Origin of the sequence: Novosphingobium sp. NBM11 (assembly GCF_015390225.1) — a bacterium.
Classification (GTDB): domain Bacteria; phylum Pseudomonadota; class Alphaproteobacteria; order Sphingomonadales; family Sphingomonadaceae; genus Novosphingobium.
In genome coordinates, this window is sequence record NZ_VUOG01000001.1 from 1,076,398 (window position 1) to 1,097,994 (window position 21,597).

25 protein-coding genes are annotated in these 21,597 nt (G+C 67.0%); 12 read left to right on the forward strand and 13 right to left on the reverse strand.

The annotated features are described in order from the left end of the window. Positions 1–44: 44 nt before the first annotated feature. The 3 genes from F1640_RS05120 to fmt are packed head-to-tail and all read right to left on the reverse strand — an operon-like array spanning position 45 to position 2,855. Positions 45–1,160: a zinc-binding dehydrogenase gene (locus tag F1640_RS05120; RefSeq protein WP_194918074.1), complete on the reverse strand. Its 1,116-nt coding sequence runs from the start codon at positions 1,158–1,160 to the stop codon at positions 45–47. Between the two features lie 2 nt (positions 1,161–1,162). Continuing rightward, complete coding sequence (gene truA, locus F1640_RS05125) at positions 1,163–1,915, reverse strand: tRNA pseudouridine(38-40) synthase TruA (protein WP_194918075.1); 753 nt, start codon at positions 1,913–1,915, stop codon at positions 1,163–1,165. A 34-nt stretch (positions 1,916–1,949) separates the two neighbouring features. Next, on the reverse strand, positions 1,950–2,855 hold the full coding sequence (gene fmt, locus F1640_RS05130; protein WP_194918076.1) for a methionyl-tRNA formyltransferase: 906 nt from the start codon (positions 2,853–2,855) through the stop codon (positions 1,950–1,952). Between the two features lie 50 nt (positions 2,856–2,905). On the opposite strand from fmt, the gene recR reads away from it, so the two are divergent. The 4 genes from recR to F1640_RS05150 all read left to right on the forward strand — a co-directional run bounded on the left by recR (position 2,906) and on the right by F1640_RS05150 (position 6,586). Then, the gene (gene recR, locus F1640_RS05135; protein ID WP_124808422.1) at positions 2,906–3,502 is read left to right on the forward strand and encodes a recombination mediator RecR; all 597 of its coding nucleotides are present in this window, start codon (positions 2,906–2,908) and stop codon (positions 3,500–3,502) included. A 108-nt stretch (positions 3,503–3,610) separates the two neighbouring features. After that, on the forward strand, positions 3,611–4,180 hold the full coding sequence (def, locus tag F1640_RS05140; protein ID WP_125956642.1) for a peptide deformylase: 570 nt from the start codon (positions 3,611–3,613) through the stop codon (positions 4,178–4,180). Positions 4,181–4,293: 113 nt separating this feature from the next. Beyond that, positions 4,294–5,808 carry a DNA recombination protein RmuC gene (gene rmuC, locus F1640_RS05145; RefSeq protein WP_194921159.1) on the forward strand — a complete coding sequence of 505 codons (1,515 nt, stop codon included), beginning with the start codon at positions 4,294–4,296 and terminating at the stop codon, positions 5,806–5,808. 1 nt (position 5,809) lies between these two features. Then, the gene (locus F1640_RS05150; protein ID WP_194918078.1) at positions 5,810–6,586 is read left to right on the forward strand and encodes a hypothetical protein; all 777 of its coding nucleotides are present in this window, start codon (positions 5,810–5,812) and stop codon (positions 6,584–6,586) included. Here the strand turns inward: F1640_RS05150 and F1640_RS05155 are convergent. The 8 genes from F1640_RS05155 to F1640_RS05190 all read right to left on the reverse strand — a co-directional run bounded on the left by F1640_RS05155 (position 6,583) and on the right by F1640_RS05190 (position 12,465). Beyond that, positions 6,583–7,014 (reverse strand): META domain-containing protein, encoded by a 432-nt coding sequence (locus F1640_RS05155; protein WP_124808418.1) that lies wholly within the window; start codon positions 7,012–7,014, stop codon positions 6,583–6,585. The genes F1640_RS05150 and F1640_RS05155 overlap by 4 nt on opposite strands. Positions 7,015–7,070: 56 nt before the next feature. Then, positions 7,071–7,871 carry an RNA methyltransferase gene (locus tag F1640_RS05160; protein WP_194918080.1) on the reverse strand — a complete coding sequence of 267 codons (801 nt, stop codon included), beginning with the start codon at positions 7,869–7,871 and terminating at the stop codon, positions 7,071–7,073. A 7-nt stretch (positions 7,872–7,878) separates the two neighbouring features. Beyond that, positions 7,879–8,175 carry an HPr family phosphocarrier protein gene (locus F1640_RS05165; RefSeq protein ID WP_194918082.1) on the reverse strand — a complete coding sequence of 99 codons (297 nt, stop codon included), beginning with the start codon at positions 8,173–8,175 and terminating at the stop codon, positions 7,879–7,881. 3 nt (positions 8,176–8,178) lie between these two features. Beyond that, entirely contained in the window at positions 8,179–8,583 is a 405-nt protein-coding gene (locus tag F1640_RS05170; RefSeq protein WP_194921160.1) for a PTS sugar transporter subunit IIA, read from the reverse strand. A gap of 123 nt (positions 8,584–8,706) precedes the next feature. Continuing rightward, positions 8,707–9,639 (reverse strand): RNase adapter RapZ, encoded by a 933-nt coding sequence (gene rapZ, locus F1640_RS05175; RefSeq protein WP_194918084.1) that lies wholly within the window; start codon positions 9,637–9,639, stop codon positions 8,707–8,709. Positions 9,640–9,696: 57 nt separating this feature from the next. Next, positions 9,697–10,134, reverse strand: coding sequence for an HPr kinase/phosphorylase (locus F1640_RS05180; protein WP_194918086.1), 438 nt, complete (start codon positions 10,132–10,134; stop codon positions 9,697–9,699). Further along, the gene (locus tag F1640_RS05185; RefSeq protein ID WP_255530265.1) at positions 10,131–11,729 is read right to left on the reverse strand and encodes an ATP-binding protein; all 1,599 of its coding nucleotides are present in this window, start codon (positions 11,727–11,729) and stop codon (positions 10,131–10,133) included. The genes F1640_RS05180 and F1640_RS05185 overlap by 4 nt, the downstream gene beginning before the upstream one ends. Further along, positions 11,722–12,465, reverse strand: coding sequence for a response regulator transcription factor (locus F1640_RS05190; protein ID WP_190287166.1), 744 nt, complete (start codon positions 12,463–12,465; stop codon positions 11,722–11,724). The genes F1640_RS05185 and F1640_RS05190 overlap by 8 nt, the downstream gene beginning before the upstream one ends. A 293-nt stretch (positions 12,466–12,758) precedes the next feature. Here F1640_RS05190 and F1640_RS05195 point away from each other — a divergent pair, with 293 nt between their 5' ends. From F1640_RS05195 to F1640_RS05205, 3 genes are all read left to right on the forward strand, one after another. Continuing rightward, the gene (locus F1640_RS05195; RefSeq protein WP_223806499.1) at positions 12,759–14,375 is read left to right on the forward strand and encodes a phosphoenolpyruvate carboxykinase; all 1,617 of its coding nucleotides are present in this window, start codon (positions 12,759–12,761) and stop codon (positions 14,373–14,375) included. A gap of 84 nt (positions 14,376–14,459) precedes the next feature. Then, positions 14,460–14,906 (forward strand): hypothetical protein, encoded by a 447-nt coding sequence (locus F1640_RS05200; RefSeq protein ID WP_194918090.1) that lies wholly within the window; start codon positions 14,460–14,462, stop codon positions 14,904–14,906. 147 nt (positions 14,907–15,053) lie between these two features. Continuing rightward, the gene (locus tag F1640_RS05205) at positions 15,054–16,073 is read left to right on the forward strand and encodes an MlaA family lipoprotein (RefSeq protein ID WP_194918092.1); all 1,020 of its coding nucleotides are present in this window, start codon (positions 15,054–15,056) and stop codon (positions 16,071–16,073) included. 6 nt (positions 16,074–16,079) lie between these two features. Here the strand turns inward: F1640_RS05205 and F1640_RS05210 are convergent, their stop codons facing one another. Beyond that, complete coding sequence (locus tag F1640_RS05210) at positions 16,080–16,670, reverse strand: J domain-containing protein (RefSeq protein WP_124808408.1); 591 nt, start codon at positions 16,668–16,670, stop codon at positions 16,080–16,082. Between the two features lie 40 nt (positions 16,671–16,710). On the opposite strand from F1640_RS05210, the gene F1640_RS05215 reads away from it, so the two are divergent. Genes F1640_RS05215 through F1640_RS05235 form a run of 5 tightly spaced genes read left to right on the forward strand, consistent with a single transcriptional unit; the run spans position 16,711 to position 20,462 of the window. Beyond that, complete coding sequence (locus tag F1640_RS05215) at positions 16,711–16,983, forward strand: BolA family transcriptional regulator (protein WP_124808407.1); 273 nt, start codon at positions 16,711–16,713, stop codon at positions 16,981–16,983. Beyond that, entirely contained in the window at positions 16,980–17,450 is a 471-nt protein-coding gene (locus F1640_RS05220) for an NUDIX hydrolase (RefSeq protein WP_124808406.1), read from the forward strand. Before F1640_RS05215 ends, F1640_RS05220 begins: the two co-directional genes overlap by 4 nt. A 54-nt stretch (positions 17,451–17,504) precedes the next feature. After that, complete coding sequence (locus F1640_RS05225; RefSeq protein WP_194918094.1) at positions 17,505–18,329, forward strand: SDR family NAD(P)-dependent oxidoreductase; 825 nt, start codon at positions 17,505–17,507, stop codon at positions 18,327–18,329. Between the two features lie 5 nt (positions 18,330–18,334). Next, positions 18,335–19,246, forward strand: a complete 912-nt coding sequence (locus tag F1640_RS05230; RefSeq protein ID WP_194918096.1) for an alpha/beta fold hydrolase — start codon at positions 18,335–18,337, stop codon at positions 19,244–19,246. Then, entirely contained in the window at positions 19,239–20,462 is a 1,224-nt protein-coding gene (locus F1640_RS05235) for a low temperature requirement protein A (RefSeq protein WP_206694634.1), read from the forward strand. Before F1640_RS05230 ends, F1640_RS05235 begins: the two co-directional genes overlap by 8 nt. 28 nt (positions 20,463–20,490) lie before the next feature. On the opposite strand, the gene F1640_RS05240 is transcribed toward F1640_RS05235, so the two are convergent. After that, positions 20,491–21,573 carry a DUF2332 domain-containing protein gene (locus F1640_RS05240; RefSeq protein ID WP_194918097.1) on the reverse strand — a complete coding sequence of 361 codons (1,083 nt, stop codon included), beginning with the start codon at positions 21,571–21,573 and terminating at the stop codon, positions 20,491–20,493. Between the last annotated feature and the right edge of the window lie 24 nt (positions 21,574–21,597).

Here is a 21,597-nt window from a genome sequence, read left to right on the forward strand (position 1 = left end):
ACGCTTCTCATCCTTTCCAGTTGCGTGCCGAAATCAGCCCCGCTTCAGCCGTTGGGCAGGATCAGGTACTTTTCGCCCGTCCGCCGCGCGTTGTATTCCAGCACGGCCTCGCGGCTGAGGATGTCCTTGAGCGGCACCCGCGCCTTGTAGTGGCTGGCGAACGTGGTGGTGATGTTGTCCATCACCCGCGCGCGCATCCGGCCGACGATTTCCGGGCCGGCCTTGGCCATGAACGGCGTCAGCAGCCAGCCGGCAAGATCCCAGGTCAGCCCGAACGCGCGGTTCAGCACCGTCGGCCCCAGATCGAGCGCGCCGTAGATATAGACTTTCTTCGGCGTGGACGAACCATAGCGGCTGTAGGCCGCGCCCCGGCTTGCCGCCGCTTCCATCGCGGTCAGGATCTGCCCGGCCAGCGTGCCGCCGCCGATCGCGTCAAAGCCCAGCATCGCCCCGGTCTCGGCAATGGCATCGATCAGCTTCGGCAGGAAATCGGGCGCGGTGGAATCGAGCACATATTGCGCGCCCAGATCGCGCAGGATCTTCTCCTGCGCCGCGCTGCGCACGATGTTGACCAGCGGAATGCCGTCCTCCTGGCAGATCTTCACCAGCATCTGCCCCAGGTTCGACGCCGCCGCCGTGTGGACCAGCCCGGTGAAGCCCTCCAGCTTCATCGTCTCGGTAAAGCCCAGCGAGGTCAGCGGATTGACGAAAGCGGAAGCGCCCTGCTCGGCCGAAACGTGATCGGGCAACGCGATGCAGGCCCCCGCATCGACCAGACGATACTGCGCATAGGCGCCGCCCGGCAGGCAGGTCACGCGCCGGTTCAGCAGCGCCTGCGCCTCGGGCGCATCGCCGGCGGCGATCACCGTGCCCGCGCCTTCGTTGCCCACCGGCATCGCCTGGCCGATCCGCGCTTTCATCGCGCGCACCGCGCCTTCAGGCATCCGCGCGACGAGCCGGCCTTCGGAATACTCCGCGTTCTCGACATCGGCCGGGCCGAACAGCAGCCCCAGGTCCGACGGATTGATCGGCGCCGCCTCCATGCGAATCAGCACTTCGCGCCCCTTGGGGGCCGATACGGTCTGTTCGACCAGTTCCACCGTCAGCAAGCCATTCTCGCCCAGCGTGGACAGCAATTGCAGGCCTTTGACATCGGACATCTTCATTCTCCCGGATAGATCGCCTTCACGAAGTAGAGCCCTTCCGGGGGCGCGTTAAGTCCTAATTTGCAACGGTCTTTCGCGGCGAGCGCGGCGGCGAGGTCGGCACGGGTCCACATCCCCTGCCCCACCAGCGCCAGGCAACCCACCATCGAGCGCACCTGGTGGTGCAGGAAGCTGCGCGCGGCCGCCTCGACGATCACGTGATCGCCCTCGCGCCGCACGTCCAGCCGGTCGAGCGTCTTGAGCGGACTCGCCGCCTGGCAGTGGACCGACCGGAACGTGGTGAAATCGTGGTGACCGACCAGTTCCTGCGCCGCCGCGTGCATCGCGGCGGCATCGAGCGGCCGGGCGATGCGCCAAGCCAGCCCCGCCTCCAGCGTCAGCGGCGCGCGGCGGTTGGCGATGCGGTATTCATAGGCCCGCCCCACGCACGAAAAGCGCGCGTGCCAGTCCGCATCGACCACCCGCACGTCCAGCACCGCCACCGCGTGCCGGGCCAGCCGCAGCCGCGCGTTGAGCGCTTCGGACAGACGGAACGCATCGAAATCGCGCGCCAGATCGAAATGCGCGCGCATGGCGAGCGCGTGGACGCCGGTATCGGTCCGCCCCGCGGCGTGGAGCGTCACCACCTGCCCGGTGACCGCGAAGGCCGCCTCCTCGACCGCCTGCTGCACCGAAGGCCCGTGCGCCTGCCGCTGGAAGCCCATGTAGGGCTGGCCGTTCCATTCGAGCGTGAGCGCGAAACGGGTCATGCGGGATGGCTCCCCGACCGGCAGCAAGCCGCCATCAGCCCAGCACCGTTCCGGCCGGCACCGCCCGCCCGCGCAACAGCGCCGCCGTGTCCATCGCCGGCCGCCCGGCGCGCTGGACCGTCAACGGACGAAGCGCGCCGGTGCCGCACGCGATCGTCAGCGCATCGTCCAGCGCGGTTCCCGGCACTCCCGCGCCAGCCACGACCTCCGCCGCCAGCACGCGATAGCGTTCGCCATCCAGTTCGAAGAACGCGCCGGGCGCGGGCGCGAAAGCGCGCACCTGCCGCTCCACGTCCACCGCCGCCCGGGTGAAATCGAGCCGGCTTTCCGCCTTGTCGATCTTGTGGGCATAGGTCACGCCATCCTCCGGTTGGGTCACCGGCGGGTGCCCCGGCAGGTCCGCCAACACCTCTACCATAAGCGCCGCGCCGCGTGCGGCCAGTTCCTCCGTCAACGCGCCCGCTGTCTTCCCGTCCACCGGCGTCGACACTTTCGCCAGCATCGGCCCGGTATCCAGCCCACGCTCCATCTGCATGATGGTCACGCCCGTCTCTTCATCTCCCGCCAGGATCGCGCGCTGCACCGGCGCGGCACCGCGCCAGCGCGGCAGGATCGAGCCGTGGACGTTGAGGCAGCCCAGGCGCGGCGCATCGAGCACCGCCTGGGGCAGGATCAGACCATAGGCGGCCACCACCGCGACATCGGCATCCAGCGCGGCCATGGCCTCCTGTTCCTCCGCGCCTTTCAGGCTGGCCGGTGTGCGCACCGCGATCCCCAGCGCCTCGGCCGCCAGATGCACCGGCGAAGGCTGGAGCTTCTTGCCGCGCCCGGCGGGCCTTGGCGGCTGGCTATAGGCCGCGACGACCGTATGCCCCGCCGCCGCCAGCGCGCGCAGCGTCGGCACCGCGAAATCGGGCGTGCCCATGAAGATGATGCGCATGGTGTGCGAAAAGCCTTCCGTTTGCCTGCGGTGGCCCTATCTGTGCGGCCATGGCATCGCAAGAGATCGAGGCGCTGGCCGGCGCGCTCGCCCGCCTTCCCGGACTTGGCCCGCGCTCGGCGCGGCGCGCCGTGCTGTGGCTGATCAAGCGCCGTGAAACCGCGCTGACGCAGCTTGTCGATGCGCTCGTCACCGTGCGCGACCGGCTCGTCGAGTGCGACACCTGCGGCAACGTGGATACCAGCAATCCCTGCGGCATCTGCGCCGATCCCCGCCGCGATTCGCGCGCGATCTGCGTGGTGGAGGAAGTGGCCGACCTGTGGGCGCTCGATCGCGCGCACCTGTTCACCGGCCGCTACCATGTTCTCGGCGGCCGCCTGTCCGCTCTGGACGGCGTGCGCCCCGAAGACCTTGCCATTGCCAGCCTGCTCGATCGCGTGGCGGCAGGCGGGATCGACGAAGTGGTGCTGGCGATGAACGCCACGCTCGAAGGCCAGACCACCGCGCACTACATCGCCGAGAGGCTGGAAGCGTTTCCTGTCCGCGTTACCCAGCTCGCCCACGGCCTGCCCGTCGGCGGCGAACTCGATTATCTCGACGAAGGCACGCTCGCCCAGGCCCTGCGCGCCCGGCGGCCGGTGGGATAGCGGGGATTCGCGACGAACTGCGGCCGGACGAAGCCGCGTCGTCCCAAGCCTCGCCCCCTAACCGCAGCGTCCCTTGCGACTCCGCCACAACGCGCTTATCTGCGCTCCATGGCTATACGCGAAATCATCGAAGTTCCCGATCCGCGCCTCAAGCAGGTGTCCGCACCCGTCACGACGTTCGACGACGAGTTGAAGACGCTCGTCGCCGATATGTTCGAGACGATGTACGATGCCCCCGGCATCGGTCTCGCCGCGATCCAGGTGGGCGTGCCGCTGCGCGTGCTGGTGATCGATCTCCAGCCCGATGACGAGGACGCGGAGCCGGAAGTGTGCACCGCGCACGGCGGCCACCACCACACGCACCAGCCGACCAAGCGGGAACCGCGGGTCTTCATCAATCCCGAGATTCTCGATCCTTCGGAAGAGCACGCCATCTACAACGAAGGCTGTCTCTCGGTGCCGGAGATCTACGCCGAAGTCGAACGCCCCGCGCGCATCCGCGCCCGCTGGCAGGACGTGGACGGCACGGTACACGAAGAGGACATGGAAGGCCTGCTCGCCACCTGCCTCCAGCACGAGATGGACCATCTCGAAGGCATCCTGTTCATCGACCACCTCTCCCGCCTCAAGCGGCAGATGGCGCTCAAGAAGCTGGAAAAGCTGCGCAAGGCGGCGTGACGGCGGAGAACTGGCCCGGCCCGGTTGTCATAGCGCCGGCCATGCTCTAGGTTCACGCTTCGTTCTTTTGCGGAGCTGCCGTGGACTCGCCCTTTCTCCTGCTCGTTTTCCTGATGGTCGCCCTCGTTTTGGGTCTTGCGATCGGCTGGTTTCTGGGCGGGCGGCCCGTGGCCGACTGGCAGCAGCGCCATGCCGAGCGGGACAGCGCGGCCAAGGCTCACGAAGCCACGGTCAAGGCGATGACGGTGGATCTCGCGGCGATGAGCGAGCGGGTGAAGCTGCTCGATCAGGTGACCGGGGAACTCGCCGCGATCCGCCAGGAACGCAACGCGCTCGCCTCGCAACTGGCCTCGGCCACGGAACGCGCGCGCCATGCCGATGCACTCGCCGCCGATCTCGCCACCGCGCGCGAGGAGCGCGAGGCGCTGCGGGCCGAAGTCGCGCGGATGAAGGCCGACGCCACCAACTTCGCCGAGCGCGAGCGCCTGCTGGTCGAGGCGCGCGAGGCGTTGCGCAAGGAATTCGAGGCGGCCGGCGCCAAGGTGCTGGAAGGCGCGCAGGAGGCATTCCTGCGCCGCGCCGCCGATCGCTTCGAACAGAGCGAGAAGACCAGCGCCGAACGCCTGCGCACGCTGCTGGCGCCGGTGGGCGAACGGCTCCAGAAGTACGAACAGCAGGTGCAGGAGCTCGAAGCCAAGCGGGTGGATTCGTTCGGGCAGTTGTCGGGCCTGATCCAGTCGATGCGTGATGGACAGGAAGCCGTCCGCGCCGAAGCCGCGCGGCTGGGCAATTCGCTGCGCAACGCGCCCAAGGCTCGGGGGCGCTGGGGCGAACAGCAATTGCGCAACCTGCTCGAACAGTGCGGGCTTGCCGAACACACCGATTTCGTCACCGAGCATTCGATCGACACCGAGGACGGCCGCCTCCGCCCGGACGCGATCGTGCGCATCCCCGGGCAGAAAAGCCTGATCGTGGACGCCAAGGTCTCGCTCAACGCCTATCAGGACGCGTTCGCGGCCGACACGGACGAAGCCAGGGAACATTTCCTCACCCTGCACGCCACCTCGATGCGCAACCACATCCAGCAGCTTGGCGCGAAATCCTACCAGAGCCAGTTCGACGACGCGCCGGACTACGTGGTGATGTTCGTGCCGGGCGAACACTTCGTCGCCGCCGCGCTCGAACACGATCCGGGGCTTTGGGACTTCGCCTTCGAACGCAAGGTGCTGCTCGCCACGCCCACCAACCTCGTCGCCATCGCGCGCACCGTGGCGATGGTATGGCGGCAGGACACCATCGCGCGCGAAGCCGTGGAAATCGGCAAGGCGGGGACCGAGCTTTACGATCGCCTCGCCACCGCCACCGAGCATCTCAAGCGCGTGGGCGGCGGGCTGAGCAGCGCGGTCGAAAACTACAACAAGTTCGTCGGCAGCTTCGAACGCAACGTCCTCTCGGCCGGCCGCCGCCTGCGCGACAAGGGCGTTTCGATCGGCAAGCGCGAGATCGAGGAAGTCGCGCTCGTCGAATCCGCGCCGCGTTATGCCGAAAGCATGGCGGTAGAGCCTTCGGAACTTCCCGCGCCGCAACCGGTTGATACAGAGGACGACATCGCAGCGACGGCGGGGTGAAATGAAAATACGGGGGCGATGGCTGGCATTCGCGGCGCTGAGCGTACTGGCCGGCTGCGACCGCGCCGCGCCCGAGCAGCAGGCTCCCGTGGCCGCGCCTCCCGCCGAAGCCGCGTCGGACCCGGCGGAGGCAAGCGCCACGCCCGAACCCGAACCGTCATCCGCCCTCTCGCCTTCCCCCACGCCCAGCCCGACGCCGAAAGAGGCGCGCTATGCCCCGCGCGAGGACTGCGACAAGGCGCCTGGGTGGAAAGCGTTTCGCGGCCGGCTGGCGACAGCGGTCACCGCGCGGGATGCTGGCGCACTGGCCGCGCTGGCCGATCCCAACATCCGGCTCGACTACGGCGGCGGCAGCGGCGCCGACGAATTGAAGAAGCGGCTGGCCGATCCCAAGGCGGGTCTGTGGCAGGAGCTGGACCGCATCCTGCCGCTCGGCTGTTCGATCGAAGGCGGGCTGGCGGCGATGCCCTGGTACTTCTGGAACGTGCCCGACGACGGCGATCCCTATACCACGATGCTGGCAACCGGCCCGGACGTGCCGCTGCGCGCCACGCCTTCGGCTGCCGGAGAAACCCGTGCCACGCTCGACTGGGCCATGGTGTCGATCGCGTCCGAAAGCTTCGATCCCAAGGCGCGCTTCACCCGGGTCAAGCTGATGGCCTCAGGGCAGAACGGCTATGTCGAAACAGCGAAGCTGCGCAGCGTGATTTCCTATCGCCTGATCGCGGAGCCACACGATGGCGGCTGGAAAATCACCGCGCTTATTTCGGGCGACTAGCCTTTGGATTTGGCCGTGGGCGCACCGTGCAGTTCCAGCGTGTGCCCGCCGGATTCGATCCACAGGCGATCGCCGTTGCGCCGGAAGCGCGGGGCACCGGACAGGAGAGCGTTCACCGCTTCCTCCTGCTGCCCCACCAGTCCTTCGCAGAACATCCGCGTCGAAATCAGCGGACCGGCAATCAGCCGATCCCCCTCCACCCGGTATTCGCCACCGATGCCATTGCAGCCGACGCTGGCGGAAAGGCGCGTTTCCGCAAAGCCCATCCGCGCCCGATCTGGCGCGGCGGGGGCCTTTCCGTCGATGCTGGCGATAGTCCATTGCGTGCCGACAAGGCCGGGCGCGCCACCGGCCGCCGGCGTCGTGCAGCCTCCGGCCAGCAGGCTGGCCGAAAGCGCGAAGGCGGCAAGGATCGGAACGTTGCGCATGATACCGTCTTATAGAACGGCGCGATGATCATACGATTAACGCCGATGGCGCCGTTTCACCCCTCGAGCGACGCCAACACCTCGTAGGCCAGCACTGCCCCGGCCACCGCCGCGTTCAAACTGTCGGCCCGCCCCTTCATCGGCATGGTCACGCGCAGATCGCAGGCCATTTCGTAGTCCTCGGGCAGCCCGCGCGATTCGTTCCCGACCATTACGAAGCAAGGGGCAGCGTAAGGCGCGCCGCGATAGGGCACCGCCTCCCGCAGCGACGCCGCCACGAGCTGCCCCTCACCCGCGCGCAGCCAGCCGATGAAATCGTCCCAACGCGCCTGGGCAAGCCGCTGGGTGAAGATCGCCCCCATGCTGGCGCGCACCGCTTCGACCGAGAAGGGATCGGTGCAATCGTCGAGCAGGATCAGCCCGCCCGCGCCCACCGCGTCGGCCGTGCGCAGCATGGTGCCAAGGTTGCCCGGATCGCGCATGGCCTGCGCCACCAGCCAGATCGGCGCGGCGTGGCGGTCGATCGTGGCAAGGCCGGTATCCCATTCGGCGAAGACGCCGGCCACAGCCTGCGGATTGTCCTTGCCCGTCACCTTGGCAAGCAGGTCTTCGGGCAGTTCGAGAACATCGCCCCCGGCAGCGGCGACGGTCTGTTCCAGCACATCGAGCAAGGGGTGCGGCTCGCGTCCCTGCGCCATCAGCAGGATTTCCGGCACGCGGCCGCCCTCGCGCGCGTCGGTCAGCAGGCGCAACCCCTCGGCCAGAAAGCGCTGCTCGCGCTTGCGGTGCTTCTTGTCGCGCAAGGAGCGGACGAACTTGACGGTCGGGTTGGAGAACCCGGTGATAACCTTGCGCACCGGCCGGTCAGTCCTCGCCGAAGCCGTCCTTGATCAGGCCGGACAGCTTCATCAGTACGTTGTCCGCCTCACCTTCCGGGCCGGAGACGATCACGTCGACCGTGTCTCCCTTGGCCGCGCCCAGCATCATCAGCCCCAGGATCGAGCCGCCTGCCGCCTCGGTGCCGTCCTTCGCCACCTTCACGTCCACCCCGGCGGGCAGCTTGGCCACCGCGTTCACGAACTTGGCGCTGGCGCGGGCATGAAGGCCGCGCTGGTTGACGATGGTAACGGTTTCTCGGGCGACGTAGCTCGATTCAGCCATGCTTCACGCGTCCTGTCCCAGAAATTCGGATGCGATCGTTATGTAGTTGCGGCCCGCTTCCCGCGCAGCCACCGTCGCTTCCCGAAGCCCCATGCACACCCGCGCCTTGGCAAGGCGGATCAGCATGGGAAGGTTGATGCCGGCAATCACTTCCACCTTGCCCGCCTGCATCAGCGAGATGGCCAGGTTGGACGGCGTGCCGCCGAACAGGTCGGTGAGGATGATCACGCCATCCCCGCTGTCCACTCGCCGAATCGCATCGGCGATTTCCCTGCGGCGCTTTTCCATGTCGTCATTGGGGCCGATGCATACACCGATGACATCGGATTGCCTGCCGACCACATGCTCCATGGCATGGATGAATTCCTCGGCAAGAGCGCCGTGCGTTACGAGAATCAGACCAATCATGAAACAGGATGGCTCCGAAAGACGGCCGAGCATCTTATCCTGCCCATGCTTAACGCAGGCTTTGCAGGATCACGCGATACGCGAAACCGTTGGCAATTCCATTGCACGTCTTCCAGAGCGACCTCACCCAGTCTCTCGCCGGTCGTCTTCGAGCAGGTCAGCCGCCCGTGACGCCAGATTTCTGTGCTGCAATGTGGGAGAAAATCCGGCGTCGCGCAAGGCGGAAGCGATCTGTTCGGCCATGAACACCGAACGATGGCGGCCTCCGGTGCAGCCGAAAGCAATGTTAACGTACGCTTTTCCGTGCTCCTCGAAGCGCGGAAGCAACAGCAGCAGCAGGTCGCGAATGCGGGCAAACGCCTCGTCGAACGCCGGGTCCTGGCGGATATAGTCGCCCACCGGCGCGTCCTGCCCCGTCATCGGACGCAGATCGTCGATCCAGTGCGGATTGGCCAGAAAGCGCATGTCGAAGATCAGGTCGGCCAGCGGGGGCATCCCGCGCGAAAAGCCGAAGCTTGTAATGGTCACCGTGGTCCGCGCCGGCCCCTGATCGCCGAACCGTTCGCGGATCGTGCGTTGCAGGTCGTTGGTGGTGAAGCTGGTGGTGGAAATGACCACGTCCGCCCAGCGCCGCAGCGGCTCCAGCAACTCGCGTTCGGCCGCGATGCCGGTCGCGGCCGGCTTGCCCTCGCTCATCGGATGGCGGCGGCGCGTCTCGTTGTAGCGGCGCTCCAGTTCGGTGCCGGCGCAATCGAGGAACAGGGTCGTGATCAACAGGCCGGGCCGTTCGGACAGACCCTTGACCAGTTCGATGGTCTTGGCGGGATCGAACCCGCGCGTGCGGGTATCGAAACCGATCGCCAGCGGCGTGCCGGAATCGAGCGCCGCCGAACCGCGTTCGGTTTCCAGCAGCCGGTCGAGCAGGCGGATGGGGAAATTGTCCACCGCTTCCCAGCCCATGTCCTCCAGCGTGCGCAGCGCCGTGGTCTTGCCCGCGCCAAGAACACCGGTCACCAGCAGGATGCGTTGGGGGTTATCCTCGGATTCGCGCGCCATGCCAGCCTTCTGCGCTTTCCCGGGCACTAAGGAAAGAACTCTCGAAAATCGGTTGTTTCAGAAATCGGGAAGGCCGAATTGCCGCAGCGCCACTTCGGCACGCAGCGCCAGCACCGGCGTATCGGGATAGAGCCGGATCATCGGCAGAGCGCACCCCGCCAGCACCGCGCTGTCGGCCGCCGCGACGAACCGCGGCGCGGCCGCATCGAGTCGCACCACCAGCGCCAGAGGCACGCCTCCCACCGCCGGCATCTCGACGAGGCCGAGGTTGCGGATTTCGAGCTTGCCCGCGATCCGGGGATGCGGGCTGGCGATGACACGGCCGTTCCGCGCCTCGATCAGCACGCCGTCATCGCCCACCAGCGTCGCGCCGCGATCGATCAGCGCCAGCGCCAGGCTGGATTTGCCTGCCCCCGGCGGCCCTTCGATCAACAGCCCCTGTGTTCCGATCATCACGCATGTGCCCTGATGCGTGATGGGCTGCGCATCGCTCATGCTGTTTCCTCCCGGTCGAGCGGCATTTCCAGCAGCAGACAGGCCCCGGCCGCTCCGTCAGGCCTGTCGGTGATCGTCAGGGCGCCATCGTGCGCTTCCGCGATCGTGCGGGCAATGGCCAAACCCAACCCGCTGTGCGAACCGAATGCCTCGTCGGCCGGGCGCACCGAATGGAACCGCTCGAACACTTTTTCCCGTTCGCTTTCCGGAATGCCCGGCCCTTGATCGGATACGGAAAGCCAAACGTTCGCACCTTCCCCCCCGACCGCGACATCGACCACGCCTTCGGGCGGCGAGAACGACACCGCATTGTCCAGCAGGTTTTCCAGCACACGTTCCAGCCGCACGGCATCGCCCCGTACCAGGGTTGCCCCCTCCCCGCGCGCGAAGCGGATGCGCACCGCCGCCCGGTCCGGTCTGGCGTCGCGCGCGCCCACCACCTGCGCCGCCAGATCGGCCAGGTCGAGCTGCGTGAAGGTCGCGCGGCTCAGTTCCGCGTCGATCCTGCTCGCATCGGCGATTTCCGTGATCAGGCGATCGATACGCTGGACGTCATGCGCGGCGATCGCGGCCAACTGGCGGCGCAGGTCCGGGTCCTCGATCCTTTCCATTGCCTCGATCGCGCTGCCGAGCGACGCCAGCGGATTCTTCAATTCGTGCGCCACATCGGCAGCGAAGCTCTCCACCGCGTCGATCTTCTGCCGCAAGGCGGCCGTCATGTCGGATACGGCGCGCGCCAGCAGCCCGATCTCGTCCCCCCGATCGGGCAGGCGCGGTACCACCACCTCGCGCTCTCGCCCCAGCCGCACACGCACCGCTGCGCGGACCAGCGCCCGCAACGGCTGTACGATCGTCCGCGCCAGAAACAGCGACAACTGGATGGACAGGAGCAACGCCAGGCCGATGATGATGACCAGCGTCTGTCGCGCGTCTCGCACCGCCTGCGTGATATCCAGCGCGTTGCGCGTGGTCAGCAGCATGTCCCCGTCCGATCCCACAGGCGTCGCCGCGCTGATCACCGGCGTGCGGTCGGGCGCATAGCGCAGATAGACCGCTGTTGCCCGGTGTTCGCGGGCGGCGGTGATTTCCGGCCAGTTTCCGCCATCGGGGCTGGCGGGTTCGCGATAGCTGTCCACCTTGGGCGCCCCCACGACCAGGTCCACGCCCCGGTCGAGCAGGCGGGCGGCCTTCTGGTACCACGGCTCGGTTTCCGGATCGATCAGCACGAACGACGGACCCGCCAGGGCAAAGCTGTCGGCCACCAGCGCATTGTCCGCGCCATAGAGCCGCAAGCGCAGCCGCTGCTCCGAACCGATTCGCGCGATCAGCATCCGGCGGTCGGGCAGCGCAACCGGCTCGACAGCGTCGGCGACAATTTCCGCTTCCGCCCGCGCCAGTTTGAAACGCTCCTTGAGAAGCTGCGTGCGATAGCTGTCGAGGTAGAAGAAACTGCCCGCCAGCAGCGCCAGCGCGATCACGTTCACGGCCAGGATGCGCACCGTCAGCGACGGGCCGCGCGTGCGCGTCAGGCCGATGCGCGTCAGACCAAGGCGTCCGGCGCGCTGGGGCGCCGGTTCGGCAAGGCCGTCATTCATCGGCAAAACTGTATCCCGCGCCATAAAGCGTCTCGATCGCGGCGAAGGCGGGATCGGCGGCGCGGAACTTGCGGCGCAGGCGCTTGATGTGGCTGTCGATCGTGCGGTCGTCCACGAACACGTCATCGTGATAGGCCGCGTCCATCAACTGGTTTCGCGTCTTCACCACGCCCGGCCGCATGGCCAGCGCCTCCAGGATCAGGAACTCGGTAACCGTGAGCGAAACCGGCGCGCCGTTCCATTCCACCAGGTGCCGGGCGGGGTCCATCACCAGCCTTCCGCGCCGGATCGGATCGGGAAGCGGCTCGGCCGGAGCCGTCTCGGTTGCATCGCGGCGGACGATTTCGCTGCGCCGCAAGATGGCCCGGATGCGCGCGATCAGCAGCCGCTGGCTGAAAGGTTTGGCGATGTAATCGTCTGCGCCCATGGCGAGGCCCAGCGCCTCGTCCGCCTCGTCGATCTTGCTGGTGAGGAAGATGACCGGCAGATCGCTTTTCTCGCGCAGCCGTCGCAACAGCTCCAGGCCGTCCATGCGCGGCATCTTGATGTCGAACACCGCAAGGTCAGGGGGGTTGTCGAGCAGGGCCTTGAGAGCGGCCGCCCCATCCGAATAAAGCCGCGTCACAAAGCCCTCGGCCTGCAGCCCGATGGAGACCGTCGTCAGGATATTGCGGTCGTCGTCGACCAGGGCCACGGTCGCAGCCCGATGCGGGATCGCGGTTTCGTTGCCGGACATCGCCTTCGCATAATCGCCCATCGAAGTTCCGGCAAGGCGGCGCCTGTCGATAGCCCCATCGCAGGGTCGTTACAGACGCAACCTGCCCGCCGCACAAATTGTGCATCGCAGCACCATTTATTGCAAAAAACGCAACTATCGTGCAAAAAACTGCACATTTCGCGGGATTTGACGCGATGCCGACCACGCACTATGCGCAATCGGGAATCAACGCATTCGTATTCGCAAAGCGCCGCCCGCGCAGCCCGGAAATGACCCCGGTCCCGCAGGCAGTGCAGCATGGGAGACCCAATGTGTCCGATAGCCGCCTGAACGTGCCCCTTTCGCAGCAGGGCTTCCCCGAACCGGCCGAACTCTTCGCCAATCTGGGCACGGCTCCGCTGGTCGAGCACGCCGTTCGCAATGGCGAGGGCCTGCTCGCCGCCGAAGGCCCGTTCGTGGTCGCCACCGGCAAGCACACCGGGCGTTCGGCCAAGGACAAGTTCATCGTCAAGGATGCCGAAACCGAAAACACGGTGTGGTGGGGCAAGACCAACGTTGCCATGACGCCGGAACACTTTGCCGCGCTGAAGGCTGATTTCCTGAAGGCGCTGGCCGAAAAGGACCGGCTCTACGTGGCCGACCTGTTCGGCGGTTCGCAGCCGGAACACCGCGTCAACGTGCGCGTCATCAACGAACTGGCCTGGCATAACCTGTTCATCCGCACGCTGCTGGTCCGCCCGAGCGAAAGCGAACTCGCCACGTTCGCGCCCGAATACACGATCATCGACCTGCCCAGCTTCCGTGCCGACCCCGAGCGCCACGGCAGCCGCAGCGAAACCGTGATCGCGGTCAACTTCACCGAAAAGCTGATCCTGATCGGCGGCACGGCCTATGCCGGCGAAATGAAGAAGTCGGTGTTCGGCATCCTCAACTACCTGCTGCCCGTGAAGGGCGTGATGCCGATGCACTGTTCGGCCAACATCGGCCAGGACGGCAAGACCGCCGTGTTCTTCGGCCTTTCCGGCACCGGCAAGACCACGCTTTCGGCCGACGCCAGCCGCACCCTGATCGGCGATGACGAACATGGCTGGTCCGATACCGCGGTGTTCAACTTCGAAGGCGGCTGCTATGCCAAGATGATCCGCCTTTCGGCCGAAGCCGAACCGGAAATCTTCGCCACCACCAAGCGCTTCGGCACGGTGCTGGAAAACGTGGTGATCGATCCCGACACCCGGCTGCTCGATCTCGACGACAATTCGCTGGCCGAAAACAGCCGCGGTTCCTATCCCATCGATTTCATTCCGAATGCGTCGGAAGAAAACCTGGGGCCGGTGCCCGCCAACCTGATCTTCCTGACGGCGGATGCCTATGGCGTGCTCCCGCCGATCGCGCGCCTCACCCCGGACCAGGCGATGTATCACTTCCTGTCGGGCTACACCGCGCGCGTTGCGGGCACCGAAATCGGCGTGACCGAACCGGAAGCGACCTTCTCCACCTGCTTCGGCGCACCGTTCATGCCGCGCCACCCCTCGGTCTATGGCAACCTGCTGAAGGAACGCATCGCCAAGGGCGGCGTGAAGTGCTGGCTGGTCAACACCGGCTGGTCGGGCGGCAAGGCGACGATGGAAGGCATCAAGCGCATGCCGATCAAGGCGACGCGCGCGCTGCTCAACGCCGCGCTGGACGGCAGCCTGAACGACGCCCAGTTCAGCAAGGACCCGAACTTCGGCTTCGAAGTGCCGGTTGCGGTGCCGGGCGTGGACAGCAAGCTGCTCGATCCGCGCGCAAGCTGGGCCGATGCGGAGGAATACGATCGCACGGCGCAGACGCTGGTCCGCCAGTTCATCGACAACTTCGCGCAGTTCGCCGATCACGTCGATGAAAGCGTCCGCCAGGCGGCTCCGGTCTCCGCGACCGAAGCGGCCTGAGACCTGCCGGGAACCCTGGTGCCCTGACCCGCGGGCCGGAGCCATCAGGGTTCCGGCTCCAGGGTCACCAGCACTTCCCGGACCATGCCGACCGACGATCCCACCCCGTTCCGCACCGACGCGGCCGTGCGCCGTGTCGGTCAGGGCTTGCTGGACCATTCGCTTGCCAAGGCGGAATGGACGCACGAAGCACACCTCGCGGTGTGCCTGTGGCTGTTGCGCGAACGCCCTGATATCGTTCCCGAACGCGATCTTCCCGCGATCATCAGTGCGTACAACGTCGCGGTCGGCGGCGAGAATACGGACAGCGCCGGCTATCACGAGACGCTGACCCAGCTTTACGTCACCGCCATCCGCCCGTTCGCGGCTGCCCTGCCGCCGGAGACTCCGCTGGCCGATGCCGTTCACCGCTTGCTGGAAAGCGAGATAGCGGCGCGCGACTGGCCGCTGCGGTTCTACTCGCGCGACCGCCTGTTTTCCGTCGAAGCGCGCCGCCGGTTCGTGGAGCCCGATCTCCAACACTTGGGCTAAGTCAGCACAAGTTCGGTCGAATTTGCAGCGCAGGTTCGTTGCGCTGGCATGAAACTGGTGTCAGAATGGCACCTTGCAGGTCGATCATCGGGACGGGGGCAGCCGTTGATGATACTTGCGCCTACCAACGCTCGACAGGACTGCATTTTGATCGTTCCCGTTTCCGCTACCGTGCTCCTGCTGGCCAACGCCTCGTTCGCATCTGAAACCCCGGACCCATCGGTCGAGGCTGCCGCGCCGCAGGTGCCAGGGGACGATGCCACGGCGCCCGTCGTCGTATCGACAACGGCGCAGGGAGCGACCGCGCAAGCGTCCGCCGCCCCACCCCCCAAGGCCGATCCGAACGCCATTACCGTGGAGGCAAAGCGTCGCCCCTCACCCACCGATCCGTTCGAGAACATCAACGAGAAATCGTACGAAGTGGTCCAGGGCGTTGACAAGGCCTTCGTCGCGCCCGTCGCCAGCGTCTATCGCGATGGCTTGCCCGGCCCGCTCCGCGATGGCCTGCACAACGTGCTTTACAACCTGGACGAACCGGTCGCGTTCGTGAACTTCGTGCTCCAGTTGAAGCCGCACAGCGCGCTGAAGACGCTGGGCCGCTTCATGATCAACTCCACGCTCGGCATCGGCGGCCTGTTCGACGTTGCCAAGCGCAAGCCGTTCCACCTTCCCTATCGCCACAACGGCTTCGCCAACACGATGGGCTACTACGGCATCGGCCCCGGCCCTTATGCCTTCCTGCCGATCGTGGGGCCAACCACGCTGCGCGACGGCATCGGCCTGTTCTTCGATCGCGCCTTCATCCCCACGCTGGTGCGCGGGCCATTCAAGCATCCCGCCTATTCGATCGGCGCCAGCGTGGTGCGCTCGCTCGACTACCGCGTGGAGTTCGACGATACGCTGCGCAAACTGAACATCGAAGCCAAAGACCCTTACGCCGCGACGCGGACGTATTATCTGGCGATGCGGCAGGCGGAGATCGACGCGCTGCACGGCAAGATCACGCCGGTTCCCGATCCGTCCTCGTTCGCGCCCAAGACCCCGGCAGTGCCCGCCCCAGCGCCTGCGCCAGCACCGGAAGCAAGCGCGCCGCCCGCCCCTGCCGCGACGGTGCCAGCGCCGACGGAGGCTCCCGCCGCCCCGCCAGCCGCGCCCACGCAGCCGTAAAGCGGTTCAGGCGAAGGCCCGCGTCGCCTTGAGCCGGTTGTAGGCTTCTACCACCTGCTGCAGCCGTCCTTCGTGGCTGCGGTCGCCACCGTTGCGATCGGGATGATAGCGCCGGACCAGTTCCGAATAGCGCGATCGTAGCGCCCGGCGATCGGCATCGAAAGCCAGCCCCAGCACCTCGTAAGCCGCGCGTTCTTCAGGGCCGATACCGCGCTGCGCGGCTTCCTGCGCGTTGCGGTGATCCTGACGGCGCGCCTTCGCCCGCGCCGCGATTGCCTCCAGCGGATCGGCGAAGTCCGCCCAGCGCGGCGCGGCATCGATGCCCGCATCGGGCCGGAACGCGCGGGAATGCGTGTCCCACCCGGCAAGCGGTGATTGCGCGGCCAGAATCTCGTCGGGCGTCATGCCGGCGAAGAAATCATAGCCGGCGTTGAACGCGCGGACGTGATCGAGGCAGAACCAGCGGTAATCGCCGGGGCCGTCGAAGCCCGAAGCGCGCACGCCGGGTGCGCGGAATTCTCCCGGCTGGTCGCAGCCGGGGGCATTGCAAAGGCGCCCTGCATTGTGGACGCGGCCGTGAAACTTGTCTTGCCTCATTGGGCTTTCACATGGTGCCTGACGCGCTAAAACGGAAGACATGACAGGACCGATCGCACAGGAAATCGAACAGAGGCTGAAAGAAGCCTTCCTTCCGCTACGGCTTGCGGTGATCAACGACAGCGCCAGCCACCATGGCCATGCTGGACACGACGGGTCGGGCGAATCGCATTTCACCGTCGAGATCGAAAGCGCGGCCTTTGCCGGCGTTTCCCGGCTGGAGCGCCAGCGCATGGTCAACCGCGCGCTGGGCGATCTGCCGGGGCAACGCGTCCACGCGCTGGCCATCAAGGCCCGGGCGCCCGGCGAATGACGGCAAGCGCCACGGCGCGGCGCATCCGCAGGGCGGCGCGCATCCTGCTGTTCGATACCGATGACCGGCTGTTGCTGTTCCGCTTTACGCCCGAAGGCCGCAGCCCATTCTGGGCCACGCCGGGTGGCGAATGCGATCCGGGCGAGGACTGGGCCGACGCGGCCCGGCGCGAACTGCTGGAGGAAACCGGCATCGTCGCCGATCCCGGCCCGGTGATCGCCGCGCGCGGCAACGATTTCGTGACCTTCGACGGCGAACCCGTCACGGCGGACGAGCGCTATTTCCGCATCCGCGTGTCCGCTGCCGCGATCGATACCAGCGGCCATACGGAACTGGAGCGCCGGCTGATGTGCGAGCACCGCTGGTTCGACAGGGCCGAGCTTGCCGCTTGGCCCGAACGGATATTCCCGCCCGAACTGCTCGATCTGCTTGACCGCGACGGCGCCAGCGGGGAACCATCGGCCTGACAAAGCCGCGCCATGCAGAATCGCGGGATCGGATAACGAGAGGAAGCGGAGAGGATGACGTTCAACGGACAAACCGTGTGGATCACAGGCGCATCCTCCGGCATCGGCGCCGCGATGGCGCGGGCGCTGGCGAAGGACGGCGCGCATCTGATCCTGTCCGGCCGTAACGCCGCCGCGCTTGAAGAAGTGGCGGCCGATTGCGGGAATGCGTTGGTGCTGCCTTTCGATGTCGGCGATGCGGACGCGCGCGATGCGGCCGTGGCCGCCGCGTGGGAATGGGCGCTGGCAAGAAGCGGCGGCGTGGACATGCTGGTCAACAATGCCGGGCTCAGCCAGCGTTCGCTGGCCGTTGATACCGCGTTTTCGGTCTATGAACATATCGTGGGCATCGACCTGCTGGCCCCCATCGCGCTGACGCAAGCCCTGCTGCCGCGCATGGCGGAGCGGGGCGAAGGTCGTTTTGTCATGATGTCGAGCGTCGCCGGAAAGGTCGGCGTGCCGATGCGGACAGCCTATTGTGCCGCCAAGTTCGGCCTGATCGGCTATGCCGACGCCTTGCGCGCCGAAACCGCGCACCTGGGGCTGAAGGTTCACGTCATTGCGCCGGGTTCGGTCCGCACCAACGTATCGCGCAACGCGATGACCGCCGATGGCAGTCTGCGCGGTGCCAGCGATCACGCGATCGAGAACGGCATCGCGCCGGAAGAGGCCGTTGCCGAGATGCTGGCGGCAATCCTGCGCGATGAACGCGAAATCGTGATCGCGCGCGGGATCGAGCAGCAGATGGGCGAGCTGCGCCGCACGCCCGACGCGCTGTTTGACCAGGTCGCCGCGATGATGGCCGCCGGTTACGCGGAAAAGATGCAACGGGAGGGGTAACGAGCATGGAACAGCAGCGGATCACGCTTGCCAACGGAATCGAATTGGACGTGGCGGACGTGGGGCCAAGGGATGCCCCGGTCCTGATCTTCCTGCACGGCTTTCCCGAATCGCACCGCACCTGGCGCCACCAGGTTGCGCATCTTTCGGCGCGCTATCGCTGCATCGCGCCCGACCAGCGCGGTTATCGCGGATCGTCCAAGCCCGAAGGCGTCGAAAACTACACGCCGGACAAGCTGATCGGCGACATCTTCCTGCTGGCGGACGCGCTGGGCGTCGACAAGTTCACCGTGCTCGGCCACGACTGGGGCGGCGCGATCGCCTGGGGCGTGGCGCTGATGGGCCAGGGCACGCGCGTGACGCGCGCGGTGATCGCCAACGCCCCGCACCCCGGTGTGTTCCAGAAGCTGCTCTATCTCGATCCCGTCCAACGCGCGGCCAGCCAATACATGCGCGCCTTCCGCGATCGGGCGAACGACGCGCTGGTGCGCGAACATGGCCTTGCCGCGCTGCTGATGAAGGCGCTCGACTGGAAGCGGTCGCCAGTGATGGAGCCGGAAGAACGCGATGCATTGATGCGGGACTGGCAGGATGCCGACGCGAGCATCGCGATGCTCAACTGGTATCGCGGCAGCCCCATCGACGTGCCCCCGCTCGACGCGCCCTATGCGCTGCCAGACGGCTTCACGCCGCCGCCGCTGCCACCGCTCAACATCCCGACGCTGGTGATCTGGGCGCTCGACGATCTGGCACTGCCGCCCGCCAATCTCGAAGGGCTGGAGTCCGGTATCCCCGATCTGACGATCGAAAGGATTCCCGATTGCGGGCACTTCGTGCCATGGGAAGCGCCCGAGGAAGTGAACGCGGCGATCGACAGCTTCTTCGCCCGTACCGAATTCAAGAGGTCCGATGGCTGAACAGCACGAGCAAGCCCACTCCGGCAAGCGCCCGCTGATGCGCAATCATGGCGGTGGGCACGCCCCGGTAAGCAACCTCGAACTGTTCTTCGATCTCGTTTACGTCTTCGCGATCACGCAGCTTTCGCACACCTTGCTGCACCATCTTTCGTGGATGGGGCTGCTGGAAGCGGCCTGCCTGTTCCTGGCGGTGTGGTGGGCGTGGATCTACACCGCCTGGGTCACCAACTGGACCGATCCGGAACGCGGGCCGGTGCGGTTGATGCTGATCGCGGTAATGCTGGGCAGCCTGCTGGTTTCGGTCGCCCTGCCCGATGCGTTTGGCGAAACCGGCCTGCTGTTCGCGGCGAGCTACGTCGCCGTCCAGCTCGGGCGCTCGCTGATGACGATCGCGATCATGCATGGCGAGGACCGCGGGGCCGCGCGCAACATGGTACGCATAGCGTTCTGGTTCGCCTTGCCCGCGCCGCTGTGGATCGCAGGGGCGCTGGCCGATCCGCACGGCACGCGGATCGCGCTGTGGTTCGCCGCGCTGCTGATCGAATATCTGGGACCGGTGATGTGGTTCCGCACGCCCGGACTGGGCCGTTCGACTCCGGGCGACTGGAACATCTCGGGCAGCCACATGGCCGAACGCGGCGGGCTGATCGTCATCATCGCGCTGGGCGAAGGCATTGTCGTGACCGGCGCGAACTTCGCCGAGGCTACCCATGATCCCGCGCATGTGCTGGCGTTTCTGCTCGCCTTCGTGGGTTCCGTGCTGATGTGGTGGATCTATTTCGACACGGGTGCGCAGCGCGGGGCGGAGCACATCGAGCACCACGCCGAAGCGGGCAAGGTCGCGCGCGCGGCCTACACCTACCTGCACATGCCAATCGTGGCCGGAATCGTCGTCAGCGCCGTGGCCGACGCGCTGCTGCTCGAAGAACCGGCTGGTCACACGGAGCCGGGACTGGTGCTGACGCAATGCGGCGGGCTTCTGGTCTATCTGCTCGGCAACGGCCTGTTCAAACGCTTCTCCAGCCCGCTCAGGGTCTTCCCGCCGTCGCATCTGGCAGGCTGCTTTCTGCTCGCCGTGGCGGGCCTGTGGGCATGGCTGATGCATCCTCTGGCGCTGGCCTTCGTCGGCGTGAGCGTCCTCGTGCTTGCCGTGGTGGCGGTGTGGGAATGGGGCTCCTATCACGGCGGCTGGAAAAGCCGGTTCGCGCGGGGCTGAACCCGGTCACCGGCTTTCGCCAGCCGCTTCAGCCGCGCCAGTCGATCGACGTCCCGTGCGGATGCGCCCGCGCCAGCATGCGCGGGGCGCCGTCGCCCGGCCAATAGCGCACGACGAGTTCGTGCAGGTGAATTTCGCGGTTGGCCTCGAGTGCTATCCACGCCAGCGCCCTCTCCGCCGAAGCGCGCGCACCGGCCGCCTCCATGGCGGCGGTAACGCGCTCCTGCTGGTCGCCGGGCACATATTGCCAGACGATCGAATGCATCAGCACGCGCGTGGTGCCCGCTGCTTGCGGCCTGGCGAGTTCCGCCTCGACGAAATCGGCGGCGTTCATCTTCACCAGATCGGGCGGAGCGGCGCGCGCGGCATCGATGGCCGCTTCCAGCCGCTGGAAACGCTCGGTCATTTCCGGCCAGACGAACGCCTTGAGCCGCAGGGCCTGCGCCGGGTCCGCCAGATCGACCGGGGCGACGTCGCAGCCGCGCGTGGACGCGATCTCGATGGCGCGCGCCGGCGGTGGCGCGCCCTGCCATACGGGGGCGATCCGCAACGCGCCCGGCTCCGGCCCCACGTTCACGCCGCCCAGCGCATAGTGGTAGCGCGCCAGCATCAGATTGATCCCGCCGCTCGATCCGATTTCCAGGCACTGGAAGCGCGGCGGCAGGCCTTGTTCGGCCAGCCACAGCATCGCCGCGACGAAATTGGCGGAGCGCCCTGCCTCGTTGGTCTGCGGCGGTCCGTCGAGCCAGGGCTGAAGGTCCGCGTCATGCGCGACGATCACCCCTGCAATGATCGCCGCGTCGTCGATGTCCTGCGCCCCGGCATAGAGTGCGGCCAGCGCAGGCGCGCGGCCGGACAGGTGCAGCCCATGAAGCGCGCCCGCCACGCGCAACGGCAGCGCATCGGCCAGCGGCGCGCCCTGCCACCCGCGAATCCGGTCGAGCAGCGGCCCGCGTTCCCCGCGCTCCAGCAGTTGCGCCACTGCGGCGCAGACCCGCGCGGTCACCGGCGCGTCGGCATTCAGGCAATAGGAGACCTGGTTGGCGAAGGCGGTGGCGATGGCATCCATGCCCGTCGCCTGCATATCGACGAATTCATATTTGCCTGTCATCGCCAGCTCTCCTTGCCCTTTGCG